Annotated in this window: 11 protein-coding genes; 10 read left to right on the top strand and 1 reads right to left on the bottom strand. The window is 63.1% G+C overall.

Annotated features, from left to right (window positions below; all coding sequences use genetic code 11):
• Positions 1-136 precede the first annotated feature (136 nt).
• The 9 genes from hfq (at position 137) to BWP39_RS02325 (ending at position 9,842) form a co-directional block, all read left to right on the top strand.
• Positions 137-376 carry an RNA chaperone Hfq gene (hfq, locus tag BWP39_RS02365; RefSeq protein WP_091014112.1) on the top strand — a complete coding sequence of 80 codons (240 nt, stop codon included), beginning with the start codon at positions 137-139 and terminating at the stop codon, positions 374-376.
• Positions 377-433: 57 nt separating this feature from the next.
• Positions 434-1,633 (top strand): GTPase HflX, encoded by a 1,200-nt coding sequence (hflX, locus tag BWP39_RS02360; RefSeq protein WP_096716784.1) that lies wholly within the window; start codon positions 434-436, stop codon positions 1,631-1,633.
• 50 nt (positions 1,634-1,683) lie between these two features.
• The gene (gene hflK / locus BWP39_RS02355; protein ID WP_096716783.1) at positions 1,684-3,096 is read left to right on the top strand and encodes an FtsH protease activity modulator HflK; all 1,413 of its coding nucleotides are present in this window, start codon (positions 1,684-1,686) and stop codon (positions 3,094-3,096) included.
• Between the two features lie 10 nt (positions 3,097-3,106).
• On the top strand, positions 3,107-4,009 hold the full coding sequence (gene hflC / locus BWP39_RS02350; RefSeq protein WP_096716782.1) for a protease modulator HflC: 903 nt from the start codon (positions 3,107-3,109) through the stop codon (positions 4,007-4,009).
• Positions 4,010-4,052: 43 nt separating this feature from the next.
• Complete coding sequence (locus BWP39_RS02345) at positions 4,053-4,244, top strand: DUF2065 domain-containing protein (protein WP_091014097.1); 192 nt, start codon at positions 4,053-4,055, stop codon at positions 4,242-4,244.
• 203 nt (positions 4,245-4,447) lie between these two features.
• Positions 4,448-5,599, top strand: coding sequence for an ATP phosphoribosyltransferase regulatory subunit (locus tag BWP39_RS02340; protein ID WP_096716781.1), 1,152 nt, complete (start codon positions 4,448-4,450; stop codon positions 5,597-5,599).
• Positions 5,600-5,734: 135 nt separating this feature from the next.
• The gene (locus BWP39_RS02335) at positions 5,735-7,081 is read left to right on the top strand and encodes an adenylosuccinate synthase (protein WP_091014088.1); all 1,347 of its coding nucleotides are present in this window, start codon (positions 5,735-5,737) and stop codon (positions 7,079-7,081) included.
• 3 nt (positions 7,082-7,084) lie between these two features.
• Entirely contained in the window at positions 7,085-7,672 is a 588-nt protein-coding gene (locus tag BWP39_RS02330; protein WP_235851365.1) for a phosphoribosyltransferase, read from the top strand.
• Between the two features lie 283 nt (positions 7,673-7,955).
• Positions 7,956-9,842, top strand: coding sequence for a potassium transporter Kup (locus tag BWP39_RS02325; RefSeq protein WP_096716780.1), 1,887 nt, complete (start codon positions 7,956-7,958; stop codon positions 9,840-9,842).
• Positions 9,843-10,034: 192 nt separating this feature from the next.
• On the opposite strand, the gene BWP39_RS02320 is transcribed toward BWP39_RS02325, so the two are convergent.
• Positions 10,035-12,374, bottom strand: coding sequence for a Tex family protein (locus BWP39_RS02320; protein WP_096716779.1), 2,340 nt, complete (start codon positions 12,372-12,374; stop codon positions 10,035-10,037).
• Between the two features lie 193 nt (positions 12,375-12,567).
• On the opposite strand from BWP39_RS02320, the gene BWP39_RS02315 reads away from it, so the two are divergent.
• The gene (locus BWP39_RS02315; protein ID WP_207556560.1) at positions 12,568-13,509 is read left to right on the top strand and encodes a hypothetical protein; all 942 of its coding nucleotides are present in this window, start codon (positions 12,568-12,570) and stop codon (positions 13,507-13,509) included.
• Positions 13,510-13,528 lie beyond the last annotated feature (19 nt).

The following is a 13,528-nucleotide window of genomic DNA, read 5'->3' as shown; positions in this document are numbered from 1 at the left end:
GCGTGCATACTGGGTTTGGCCGCATGGCCAGGCCAGCGCGCAAAAATGAAAATCGGCTATAGTGTAGCGATTGACGGCGGATCTCTTTTTCTTCGCCGACAATTCAGTCAACCTGCAAAAAAATACGGAGTTTGCTATGAGCAACAAAGGGCAATTGTTACAAGACCCGTTTTTGAACGCACTGCGTAAAGAGCATGTGCCGGTGTCGATCTACCTGGTCAACGGCATCAAGCTTCAAGGGAACATCGAATCGTTCGACCAGTACGTCGTGTTGCTCCGGAATACGGTGACCCAGATGGTGTACAAGCACGCTATTTCGACTGTTGTGCCTGCCCGTCCGGTGAATTTCCACCCTGATTCTGAAACAGCGTCCTAATTCCTCATCGCGGCCGGCCCGCGTCGCCCACTGGCGATCCTGACCGGCCGCCTCATTTTGACCACCACCAATTTGATCAATGCAGCGCTTGTCGGCGTCGACTTCGGAAAGATCGATTTCGTAGCCAGTCTCGAAGAACTCAGCCTGCTCGCGAAAAGCGCGGGCGCTCATCCCGCCGTTACCCTCACCGGACGCCGTTCGAGTCCCGATGCCAGGATGTTTGTTGGCAGCGGCAAGGTCGAAGAGTTGCGTCTTGCGTGCGAGGCGAACGACATCGAACTTGTCATCTTCAATCATGCTCTCGCGCCGGCTCAGCAGCGCAATCTGGAGCAAGCGCTTAACAGGCGCGTGATCGATCGCACGAGTTTGATTCTCGATATTTTTGCGCAGCGCGCCCGCAGCCACGAAGGCAAGCTGCAGGTCGAGCTCGCCCAACTGCAATACCTGTCGACGCGGCTGATCCGCGCGTGGACTCACCTGGAACGGCAAAAAGGCGGTATCGGCCTGCGCGGTCCGGGTGAAACCCAGCTCGAAACTGACCGCCGGTTGATCGGCGAACGCATCAAGGCGCTCAAGACGCGGCTCGAGAAATTGCGTCGGCAGCACGGCACGCAACGGCGTGCGCGCGAGCGCAACCGGACCATGTCGGTGTCGCTCGTTGGCTATACGAACGCGGGCAAGTCGACACTCTTCAATGCGCTGACGAAAGCGCAGGCGTATGCGGCCGATCAGTTGTTCGCGACACTCGATACCACCTCGCGGCGTGTCTACCTCGGTGACGAGGTGGGGCAGGTGGTCGTGTCCGACACGGTGGGCTTCATCCGCGAACTGCCTCACCAACTGGTCGCGGCGTTCCGCGCAACGCTTGAAGAAACGATTCACGCTGACTTGCTGCTGCACGTCGTCGATGCATCGAGCGCGGTGCGGCTCGACCAGATCGATCAAGTGAACGAGGTGCTTCACGAGATCGGTGCGGACGCGATCCGCCAGGTGCTGGTGTTCAACAAGATCGACGCGGTGCCCGAGCTGGCGGCCCGCGGCGACGCGGTTGAAAGGGATGAGTATGGTAATATTTCGCGCGTCTTTTTGAGCGCGCGCACGGGGCAGGGACTGGACACGCTGCGTGCTGCCATCGCTGAAATCGCTACTGCCGAACATCTTGCCGACGCGGCTCCTTCGCTGCCTGAGTTGCTGCCTGAAGAAGCGCTGTCCGCGGCTCCGCACGAGCACCGCAAGATCCCAGAACACGGGCTTTGACCCGTTCCACATTGCATTGACCGGCTGTCTATTCTGGTGAACGAACTCAGGTGAACGAATACAACGAGCGGAGTACCTGGCTGCGTCTGCGCGCCATCCTGTCGCTGAACGATCCGCGTTGGGGACGGCGCGACGACAATGGCTCCCGGCAGCGCCCGAACGACCCACGCCGTCCGCAAAACGGCAAGGACGGTGACGGGCCGCCGGATCTCGACGAGATGTGGCGCGACTTCAATCGCCGGCTGTCCGGTCTGTTCGGCCGCAAGGGCTCGGGCGGTGGCGGCGAGCGTCGTCCGGACAACGGTCGCAACGCGCAGATCGGGGTCGGTATCGTGGTTGGCGTGCTGATCGCGATCTATCTCGGCAGCGGCGTATTCGTCGTGCAGGATGGTCAGGCGGCCGTCGTGTCGCAGTTCGGTCAGTACCGCTACACCGCGAACCAGGGCGTGCACTGGCGTCTGCCGTATCCGTTTGAAACCCACGAAGTCGTCAACGTCGGTCAGATCCATTCGGTCGAGATCGGGCGTGACAACGTCGTGCGGCCCGCCAACGTGAAGGACGCATCGATGCTCACGCACGACGCCGATATCGTCGACGTGCGCTTTTCCGTGCAGTACCAGGTGCGCAAGCCCACCGACTATCTGTTCCGCAGCGTCGACCCCGACCAGAGCGTGACGCAGGCAGCCCAGGCGGCGGTGCGCAGCATCGTCGGTGCGCGCAGCACCGACGATATCCTCTATCAGGATCGCGAAGCAATCCGCCAGCAATTGAGCGATTCGATCCAGCAGTCGCTCGACGCATACCATACCGGCCTCGTCGTGACGGGCGTAACGATCCAGGGCGTCAAGGCACCGGACCAGGTGCAGGCCGCCTTCGACGACGCGTCGAAAGCCCATCTGGACAACGAGCGCGCGACGCGCGACGCGCAGGCGTATGCAAACGACCTGTTGCCGCGTGCACAAGCCGATGCCGCGCGCATGATCGACGAAGCGAAAGCCTACAGCGACCGCGTAGTCGCCCAGGCGCAAGGCGATGCGGCGCGCTTCAAGCAGGTCTACGCGCAGTATTCGAAGGCCCCTGCGGTGATCCGCGAACGTATGTATCTGGACACGATGCAGCATATCTATTCGAATACGACGAAGGTGTTCGTCGACAGCAAGGCGGGTAACAACGTGCTGTATCTGCCGCTCGATAAACTCGTCGAGCAGACGCGTCAGCGGGCCTCGGATGCAGCGGCCGCGGCCGCCGTCACTCCGAATCCGAACGCAGCCGCTTCCGCGCCGCAAGACGCGAGCGCCGCCTCGGCTGCCGCTGCAGCAGCCACGACATCGGGCGCCACGGGCGCCGCTATCTCCGCAGTGCCGGCGGTTCCCGCCAGCCAGGCGGCAACCGCCGCCAGCGATGCATTCCGCTCGCGCGACAGTCTTCGCGACCGCAGTCGCGAAGACGACGTGTCGCAATGAGGAGCGCATCATGAATCGAATCATTGCACTCGTCGTCGCTATCGTGGTCGTGCTGTTCGTCGCCTCGTCGACGGTGTTCGTCGTCGATCAACGTCATATGGCGGTGGTGTCCGGACGCGACAGCGCCGCCGGTACGCTGGCGGGCCCCGGTCTGCATGTGAAGCTGCCTGCGCCGCTGCAGACCGTCACGTTGATCGACACGCGAATCCAGTCGCTCGACACGCCGGACGAAAATAATTACGTCAGCGCCGACAAGACCGGTCTGCTCGTCAACCCGGTGATCAAGTATCGCGTGAGCGATCCGCTGAAGCTCGTGGCTGAGACCAAGGGCGATACTCAGGGCCTGCCCGACCGGCTCGCACTGCTGGCGCGCAGCGCGCTCGGCGATGCGTTCGCGAAGTACACGGTGGCCGACGCGCTCGCGAAGCAGCAGGACATCGCGAACGAAGCACGCGACAGCATGCAGAAAGCGGCCGCGTCGCTGGGTGTCGACGTGCTTGCCGTGCAGCTGACGCGTATCGATTTCCCCGCCGCGATGGCCGACTCGGTGTACAAGCGGATGATCGCCGCACGCGAGCAGGCTGCGAGCGAGGAGCGCGCCAAAGGCGCATCTGCAGCGGACCAGATCAAGGCCGATGCGGATCGCAAGCAGCAGGCGCTGCTCGCCGATGCGTACCAGCAGGCGCAGACGATCAAGGGCGAGGGCGATGGCAATGCGGCATCGATTGCCGCCGATGCGTTCGGTCGCGACCCGCAGTTCTACGAGTTCTATCAGAGCATGCTGGCCTACCGGAACAGCTTCAAGCCGAACGACGTGATCGTCGTGGACCCCAGCAGCGACTTCTTCCGCTTCATGCGTAGTCCGTCCGGTGCTGCATCGCCGGACGCCGCTGCGGCGCCACGCAAACACTGATTACCGGAGCGCCGCGGCACACGCATCGCGGCATCGCCCTCGAATGGACATAGCCGGCTCGTTATTGCTCGCGATCGCACTGATGCTGATCATCGAAGGGATGTTTCCCTTCGTTTTCCCGAGCGCGTGGCGCGACACGTTTCGTAGAATAGCGGAGCGGCCGCCGCACCATATCCGGATCGGCGGCCTGATCGTGATGGCGCTGGGCCTCGTACTGCTGCTGATCGCGACCTGAGCGTTAGTACGTGGCGCTGCGATGGCCGCGCGCCGCAGCCGTACGTACCATTCAAGGCGTTCGGGCGCGCTTTTGATCGCACGTCGTGGCCCAAAAACGGGCACGCGTCGAATCCAGTGTGCCGTACACCGCTTTCCGTGCCCGCTTGCCTTTTCCCGACGGCGCCCGACGCGCGCCGTGCTTACCGTCGTAGGACTGCACCGATGTCGACCTGGTTACTTCCCGAGAATATTGCCGACGTATTGCCGTCGGAGGCCCGCAAGATCGAAGAGTTGCGGCGCAGACTGCTGGACCGGTTCCGCGCCTACGGCTACGAGATGGTGATGCCGCCGCTGCTCGAATACATCGAGTCGCTGCTCACGGGCGGCGGTAGCGATCTGGATCTGCGCACCTTCAAGCTCGTTGACCAGTTGTCCGGCCGCACGCTCGGGCTGCGCGCGGACATTACGCCGCAGGTCGCGCGGATCGACGCGCATCTGCTGAACCGTCAGGGTGTGACGCGCCTGTGCTACGCGGGCAACGTCGTGCATACCCGTCCGCGCGGTCTGCATGCCACGCGCGAGCAGATCCAGATCGGCGCCGAAATCTACGGTCATGCCGGGCTCGAAGCAGACCTCGAAATCCAGCAACTGATGCTCGACGCGCTGCGTCTCGCCGGTCTCGCGAAGGTGCGGCTCGACCTGTGCCACGCCGGCGTGCTGGCTGCGCTGATCGATACCGAGCCGGCGGCTGAGGCGCTTGGCGAACCGCTTTTCGAGGCGCTGGCGGGTAAGGACGTGCCACGGCTCGTTGAGCTGACGGCGGCTCTGCAGCCTGTCACACGCGACGCGCTGCGTGTGCTGCCGACGCTCTACGGCGATGCCTCGGTGCTCGACGAGGCGCGTGCGCGTTTGCCGAACGCACCGGAAATCGCCCGTGCGCTCGACGATCTGGCGTTCCTTGCGGCCCAGGTCGACGGCGCCGAAGTGATGATCGATCTGGCCGACCTGCGCGGCTACACGTATCACAGCGGCGTGATGTTCTCTGCCTATGTGGACGGCGTGCCAAACGCGGTGGCGCGCGGGGGCCGTTACGACCACGTGGGCCAGGCATACGGCCGGGCGCGTGCTGCGACCGGTTTTTCGCTCGATCTGCGCGAAGTCGCGCGTATTTCGCCGGTAGAGGCGCGCAGCAGCGCGATTCTCGCGCCGTGGCAGCATGACGACGCGTTGCGCGCGAGCGTGGCAGCACTGCGCGATGCCGGCGAGGTCGTGATCCAGGCATTGCCGGGCCACGACCACGCGCTCGACGAATTCGCTTGTGACCGGGTGCTGGTCGAGCGCAACGGCGCATGGGTCGTCGAAGCGCGCAACTGAATAAACCCGCAAGCGACGGCGCAGAAGTGACGCCGCCGCCTGCCATCCCGTCTATACCTTTGAGCGGAAACGTAAAAATTCGGAACCTTCCGCGAACATAGGTAAAATACGTTTTTAACCAGCTTACGAAACAACATGTCTGCCAGCGCAGTGAATGTGAACGCCGGGCGCAACGTCGTCGTGGTGGGGACCCAGTGGGGTGATGAGGGCAAGGGCAAGATCGTCGACTGGCTGACGGACCACGCCCATGGCGTCGTGCGCTTCCAGGGCGGCCACAATGCCGGCCACACGCTGATCATCGGCGGCAAGAAAACGATCTTGCGCCTGATCCCGTCGGGCATCATGCATCCGGGCGTCGCATGCTACATCGGCAACGGCGTCGTGCTGTCGCCCGAAGCGCTGTTCAAGGAAATCGGCGAACTCGAATCCGCCGGTGTCGACGTCCAGAAGCGTCTCTTCATCTCCGAAGCCACCACGCTGATCCTGCCGTATCACATCGCCATCGACCAGGGCCGCGAAGCGCGCCGCGGCGCGGGCAAGATCGGCACTACGGGTCGCGGCATCGGTCCGGCATACGAAGACAAGGTGGCGCGCCGCGGCCTGCGCGTGCAGGACCTGTTCGAGCCGGAGCTGTTCGCCGCGCGTCTGCGCGAAAACCTCGACTATCACAACTTCGTGCTGACCCAGTACCTCGGTGCGGCACCGGTCGATTTCCAGCAGACGCTCGACACCATGCTGAGCTACGCCGACCGTCTGAAACCGATGGTCACCGACGTGTCGCGCCGCCTCTACGACGAGAACGAAGCCGGCCGCAACCTGCTGTTCGAAGGTGCGCAGGGCACGCTGCTCGATATCGATCACGGCACCTATCCGTTCGTCACGTCGAGCAACTGCGTCGCCGGTGCGGCGACCGCGGGCGCGGGCGTCGGTCCGCAGAAGCTCCACTACATCCTCGGCATTACCAAGGCGTATTGCACGCGCGTCGGCTCGGGCCCGTTCCCGAGCGAGCTGTACGACGCCGACAATCCCCAGCGTCAGGATCAGATCGGCGTAACGCTTGCCAACGTCGGCAAGGAATTCGGTTCGGTGACCGGCCGTCCGCGCCGCACCGGCTGGCTCGATGCAGCGGCGCTGCGTCGCTCGATCCAGATCAACGGCATATCGGGCCTGTGCATGACGAAGCTCGACGTGCTCGACGGTCTCGACGAAGTGAAGCTGTGCGTGGGCTATACGCTCGACGGTCGCAGCATCGACATCCTGCCGCGCGGTGCATCGGAAGTGTCGCGTTGCGTGCCGGTGTACGAAACGTTCGGCGGCTGGAAGGAAAGCACGGTCGGCATCAAGGAATGGGACAAGCTGCCCGCCAATGCACGTGCGTACCTGACACGCGTGCAGGAAGTCGCAGGCGTGCCGGTCGACATGGTCTCGACCGGTCCTGATCGCGATGAAACGATCCTGTTGCGCCACCCGTTCAAGGTCTAACTCATGACGCAGGGTGTACCCATGATTGCGATGAAAGACCCTCGCAACGACGACAAGAACCTGTGGGTCGGCTGGGACGAATATCATCGGCTGATCGAATTGCTTGCGCTCTCCGTGCACGATTCGGGCTGGAAGTTCGACAAGATCCTGTGCCTCGCACGCGGTGGGTTGCGCGTCGGTGACCAGCTGTCGCGCATCTACGATCTGCCGCTCGCCATTCTCGCCACCAGTTCGTATCGCGAAGCCGCGGGCACCGAGCAGGGCGAACTCGACATCGCGCAATACATCACGATGACGCGCGGCGAGCTGTCCGGCAACGTGCTGCTGGTCGACGATCTGGTCGATTCGGGCGTGACGCTGGCGCGCGTGCAGCAGCATCTGAAGGAGCGTTATCCGGCCATCACGGCGGTGCGCTCGGCGGTGCTGTGGTACAAGGGCTGCTCGAAAGTGAAGCCGGACTATAGCGTGCAGTATCTGCCGACCAACCCGTGGATTCATCAGCCGTTCGAGGAATGGGACACCGTGCGTCCGCATAACCTCGGCGCATGGATCAAACGCGGGACGGCGCAGGATGCCGCGTCGAAGGCATGATCGACGACGCCCACGCGGATGCGCTGCGATAGCGTTGCTGCATCGGTAAACGGAGCCTCGATGGCTCCGTTTTTTTGTGCCTGTGCGAGCGGTGTGCATAACGGTGCAACCGTCTGCCGCCGTGGCGCCCGCAACTATTTCCACACACAGACTTGCCACGGACGCGATGCTACACTGCGCGGACCGTGTGCGTCGCGCGATCGCAACGACTGGACAGTGGCTCTCAGCCCGCAGTTAGAATAGCGCTCGCTTTACTCCGCTCAGGAACGGATTCGTTGCGTCTATGACAGATAACCATCACGTGCGCAAGCAGCCTCTGCCGTCTCTTGCGATCGCCGCAATCGGGGTGGTCTTCGGCGATATCGGCACGAGCCCGCTGTACTCGTTGAAAGAAGCCTTCAGCCCGTCACACGGCATCCCCCTCACCGAAAGCTCGATCCTGGGCGTCATTTCGCTGCTGTTCTGGGCGATCGTGATGGTCGTCAGCATCAAGTACGTGCTGTTCGTGATGCGCGCGGACAATAACGGCGAAGGCGGCGTACTCGCCCTGATGGCGCTGTCGCTGCGTTCGTTCAACCAGAAAAGCCGCGCGGCAGGACTGCTGATGATGCTCGGCATCTTCGGTGCGTGCATGTTCTACGGCGACGCGGTGATCACACCGGCCATCTCGGTGCTGTCGGCGGTCGAAGGGCTGCAGATCGCCGCGCCGAAACTCTCCCACCTCGTGTTGCCGCTGACGATGATCATTCTCGTCTTGCTGTTCTGGATCCAGCGCCACGGCACGGCACTCGTCGGCCGTCTGTTCGGTCCGATCATGGTGGTGTGGTTCGTGACGCTTGCCGTACTCGGCATTTCGCATATCGTCCAGGCGCCGGTCGTCATCAAGGCATTGAATCCGTACTACGCGTTCAGCTTCATGTCGGCGCACGTGCTGCAGGCGTATGTCGTGCTCGGTTCGGTCGTGCTGGTGCTGACCGGTGCGGAAGCGCTGTATGCGGACATGGGCCATTTCGGTGCGAAGCCGATCCGCATGGCCTGGTATGCGCTCGTGATGCCGTCGCTCGTGCTGAACTACTTCGGTCAGGGTGCGCTGCTGATGCACGACCCGAAAGCGATCCAGAATCCGTTCTACCTGCTCGCACCCGACTGGGCACTGCTGCCGCTCGTCGTGCTGTCCACGGTGGCGACGGTGATCGCTTCGCAGGCCGTGATTTCCGGTGCGTACTCGCTGACGAGTCAGGCCATCCAGCTCGGCTATGTGCCGCGCATGAAGATCCTGCACACGTCGGAACTCGCGATCGGCCAGATCTACGTGCCGGTGGTGAACTGGATGCTGCTGTTTATCATCCTGTGCATCGTGCTTGCCTTCAAGAGCTCCGACAATCTCGCGGCCGCCTACGGTATCGCGGTGACGGCGACGATGGTGATCACGACCGTGCTCGCGTGTGTGGTGATGGTCAAGGTGTGGAACTGGAACAAGCTGCTGGTCGGCTTCATCATCGCGGTGTTCATGATTGTCGATTTAGGCTTCTTCGGTGCGAACCTGCTGAAGGTCGAGGAGGGCGGCTGGTTGCCGCTCGGTATTGGTGCGTTGCTGTTCTTCCTGCTGATGACCTGGTTCAAGGGCAGGATGATCGTGAAGGAACGCACTGCGGCCGACGGTATTCCGTTGATGCCGTTCCTTCAGGGGCTGCTTGCGCATCCGCCACATCGCGTGTCGGGCACGGCGATCTATCTGACCGGCAGCGATACGCTCGTGCCGGTGAGTCTGCTGCACAACCTGAAGCACAACAAGGTGCTGCACGAACGCACGATCTTCCTGACCTTCGTCACGCGCGATATCCCCTACGTCGACGATGCGGAGCGCGTGACGTTCAAGGAACTCGATGGTGGTCTGTATCTCGTGAAGGCGGTCTACGGGTTCAACGAAACGCCGGATGTGAAGGCCGTGATGCTCGAAGTGGGCCGCACGCACGACATGACTTTCGAGCTGATGGACACGTCGTTCTTTCTCGCTCGCGAAACGGTGGTGCCGACGCAGTTGCCGGGCATGTCGGTGTGGCGCGAGCGGGTGTTCGCGTGGATGCACCAGAACGCTGCAAAGCCGACCGATTTCTTCAGTATTCCCGCGAATCGTGTGGTCGAGTTGGGGACGAAGATCGAGATTTGACGGCGTGCCGATGGTTTGAGGTGCGGTTCGACATGGGTCGCCAAGACCGCCAGGACCGGCAAACAAAAAGCCCGCGCAATTCAGATGAATTGCGCGGGCTTCGTCGTTTTCGGGCGTCTGTCTATGCTGCGCGAATTCCGCGTGCTGGCCGTGCTTCGCACGATCACGGCCGGTACGCGCGTCCTGCCAGGTCTATCGCTGCTTAAGTTTCGCGAATGCCGCCGCCATCGCGCCGCCAGCGGGTTCCGGCTCACGCGAACGCTGCTGCGGCCGGCCTGCGCCGCCTGAGCGCCCCGCGCCGCGATCCTGCTGCCCGCCGCTACGCGGCGCGCTGCTACCTGCGGCATCGTCGTCCAGACGCATCGTCAGCGCAATGCGCTGCCGTTTCACGTCGACTTCGAGCACCTTCACCTTGACGATCTGCCCGGCCTTGACGACTTCGTGCGGGTCCTTGATGAAGCGCGTCGACAGTGCTGACACGTGGACGAGGCCATCCTGATGCACGCCGATGTCGATAAACGCGCCGAATGCTGCGACGTTTGTGACGACACCTTCGAGCACCATCCCCGGAGAGAGATCGGAGATCTTCTCGACGCCTTCGCGGAAGGTCGCGGTCTTGAACTCGGGGCGCGGATCGCGGCCCGGCTTTTCGAGTTCGGAGAGAATGTCGCGCACCGTCGGCAAGCCGAAGCGCTCGTCGACGAATTCCGCCGGCGACAGCCCCGCGAGCGCCTCGCGATTGCCGAGCACATCTCCGGCCTGCTTGCTGATCTTCGCGAGAATCCGTTCGACGACCGGGTACGCTTCCGGGTGCACCGACGAACGATCGAGCGGATTCTCACCGCCATTGATGCGCAGAAAACCTGCCGCCTGTTCGAAGGTTTTGTCGCCGAGGCGCGGCACCTTGCGCAGATGTTCGCGTGACGGGAACGGGCCGTTTGCGTCGCGGAAATCGACGATATTGCGGGCGAGCGTCGCGTTCAAACCGGAGACGCGCGCGAGCAGCGCAACCGATGCCGTATTCGCATCGACCCCCACCGCGTTCACGCAATCCTCGACGACGGCATCGAGCGAACGCGCGAGTTCGCGTTGATTCACGTCGTGCTGATACTGACCGACGCCGATCGCTTTCGGGTCGATCTTGACGAGTTCCGCGAGCGGGTCCTGCAGACGCCGCGCAATCGACACCGCGCCGCGCAGCGTCACGTCGAGGTCCGGAAACTCCTTCGCGGCGAGTTCGGAGGCGGAGTACACCGAGGCACCGGCTTCCGATACGACGATCTTCTGCAGCTTCAATTCCGGATGGCGCGCGATCAGTTCGCTCGCGAGCTTGTCGGTTTCGCGCGAAGCCGTGCCGTTACCGATGCTGATCAGCTCCGCCCGCGTATGCGTGGCAATGCGCTCGAGCCGCGCGAGCGAGCCGTCCCAGTCGCGACGCGGCTCGTGCGGATAGATCGTATCGGTGGCGAGCACCTTGCCGGTGCGATCCACTACCGCGACCTTCACGCCGGTGCGCAGACCCGGATCGAGACCGATCACAGCCTTCGGCCCCGCGGGTGCGGCGAGCAGCAGGTCTTTCAGATTGCGCGCGAACACGCGGATCGCTTCGTGCTCGGCTTCCTCGCGCAGATGCGTGAGCAGTTCGTTTTCGATATGCGGCTGTACCTTGACGCGCCAGCACCAGCGGCACACGTCGGAGAGCCACTTGTCGGCGGGCCGACCCAGATTCGCGACGCCGACGTGGCGCGCGATCATCGCTTCGCCGGGATGCGGCACCTGCGCGTCGAGTTCTTCACCGAGGCCGAGCTTGACCATCAGCACGCCCGCGTTGCGGCCGCGAAACAGCGCCAGCGCGCGATGCGAAGGGATGGTCTTGATGGTTTCGGAGTAGTCGTAGTAGTCGCGGAATTTCTCGCCTTCTTCGCCTTCCTTGCCTTCCACCACGCTCGACGACACGACGCCCTGGTTGAACAGATAATCGCGCAGCTTGCCGAGCAGTTCAGCGGTTTCGCCGAATTGTTCGGAGAGGATGTCGCGTGCGCCGTCGAGGGCGGCTTTGATGTCGGCCACGCCTTTTTCGGCGTCGACATACGCGGCAGCTTCGGTCTGCGGATCGCGCTGCGGCTCGGCGAGCAGCAGATGCGCAAGCGGCTCGAGCCCAGCTTCGCGGGCGATCTGCGCGCGCGTGCGGCGCTTCGGTTTGTACGGGAGATAGAGGTCTTCGAGAACCTGCTTGCTGTCCGCGCCTTCGATCGCGGCGCGCAGTTCGTCAGTCAGCTTGCCCTGTTCGTCGATGCTCGCGACGATCGATGCGCGCCGGTCTTCCAGTTCGCGCAGATACAGCAGACGCTCTTCGAGATTGCGCAATTGCGTGTCGTCGAGATTGCCAGTCACTTCCTTCCGGTAGCGGGCAATGAACGGAACAGTCGATCCTTCATCGAGCAGTTCCACCGTAGCCGCGACCTGGCGCGGCTGGACGGCGAGTTCGGTGGCGATACGCTGGACGATCTTGAGTGCTACGGTTTCCGTCATAAGGTCTAGAGGTTCCTGCCGGACTCGGTTTTGAGGCCGCATAAGGCGGCACATGGAACACGCAGCGGCGTGCAGCGGGGGATTCCCGGCAGATTCCATGTGCCGGCCGCGACCGGGTGGCTGAGGTTGCTGAAGCGGGGCATTTTGCCATAAATGCCCGAGGGCCCAACCGCACGGTGATAGAATTTCGGCCATGTCCCGCCGCCCATTCCTGACGTTGCCGAACTCCCACTTTTTCCTTGCATCGCGTGCTGCCGCCGCGTTTACCGCACTCGCCGCGGCGCTGCTTGCCGTTTCGGCGTCTGCGCCCGCGTTTTCCCAGGATATGCCCGCGTCATCCGCGGCGGTTGTGACCAGCAGCGCGGCTGCCTATGACACGCCCGGCGCATCGGCGGTGCAGGCGGACGACAGCAACAATTTCAATGCGCGCCAGAAGGATCTGGACCGTCGGTCCACGGACAACAACTATCGCTACGGCGTTGCCGAGCACGACTGCTATAGCAAGTTCTTCGTGAATCACTGTCTCGACAATGCGCGCGACGAAATGCGCGAGAAGCAGGCCGTGATCCGCAAGGAACAGCTTGCACTCGACGACGAGCAGCGCGCCGCGCGTGCGCAGAAGCGCGACGAGAAGGCGGCGCTCCAGCGCGCGCAGGACGCGGCGAACGCACCGCAACGCGCGGCGAACGACGCACGCAACACCCAGGCGTATCAGGACAAGCAGCGTCAGCACGCACTCGATCAGGCACAGCGCACGGCCGAAGCGCCGCAGCGCGCGGCGAACGAGCAGGCCTACGAGCAGAAGCAGCGTCAGCACGAACTCGATCAGGCGCAACGGGGTATCGGCGCATCGCAGGCGGCGGCGAACCAGAAGGCGTACGATCAGAAGCAGGCGAATTTCCAGCAGCAACTCGATGCCGCGCGCCAGCAGGGCGCCCAGAAAGCGCAGCAGCGCGTCGAGAACCAGCAGCACTTCGAGCAGAAGCAGGCGACCGCCGCGCAGCACAAGGCGGACGTCGAAGCGCGCCAGAAGCAGGCCGCCGAGAAAGCACGCGAGAAGCAGCAGCAACAGTTGCAGGAACAGCAACAGCAGCAACAACAGATCGAGCAGCAAAAGCAGCAACAGGGCCAGTAACGCGTTTTAAGCCGGGATA

It is taken from the genome of Paraburkholderia acidicola (assembly GCF_002362315.1).
Lineage (GTDB): Bacteria > Pseudomonadota > Gammaproteobacteria > Burkholderiales > Burkholderiaceae > Paraburkholderia > Paraburkholderia acidicola.
Note: the sequence above shows the minus strand (reverse complement) of the source record. Positions and strands in the feature narration are given on the sequence as shown.

Bases quoted from the DNA above. Each gene is read 5' to 3' on its own strand.
- hfq (WP_091014112.1), top strand. From the start codon at position 137: ATGAGCAACAAAGGGCAATTGTTACAAGACCCGTTTTTGAACGCACTG.
- hflC (WP_096716782.1), top strand. From the start codon at position 3,107: ATGAATCGAATCATTGCACTCGTCGTCGCTATCGTGGTCGTGCTGTTC.
- BWP39_RS02345 (WP_091014097.1), top strand. From the start codon at position 4,053: ATGGACATAGCCGGCTCGTTATTGCTCGCGATCGCACTGATGCTGATC.
- BWP39_RS02340 (WP_096716781.1), top strand. From the start codon at position 4,448: ATGTCGACCTGGTTACTTCCCGAGAATATTGCCGACGTATTGCCGTCG.
- BWP39_RS02335 (WP_091014088.1), top strand. From the start codon at position 5,735: ATGTCTGCCAGCGCAGTGAATGTGAACGCCGGGCGCAACGTCGTCGTG.
- BWP39_RS02330 (WP_235851365.1), top strand. From the start codon at position 7,085: ATGACGCAGGGTGTACCCATGATTGCGATGAAAGACCCTCGCAACGAC.
- BWP39_RS02325 (WP_096716780.1), top strand. From the start codon at position 7,956: ATGACAGATAACCATCACGTGCGCAAGCAGCCTCTGCCGTCTCTTGCG.
- BWP39_RS02320 (WP_096716779.1), bottom strand. From the start codon at position 12,374: ATGACGGAAACCGTAGCACTCAAGATCGTCCAGCGTATCGCCACCGAA.
- BWP39_RS02315 (WP_207556560.1), top strand. From the start codon at position 12,568: ATGTCCCGCCGCCCATTCCTGACGTTGCCGAACTCCCACTTTTTCCTT.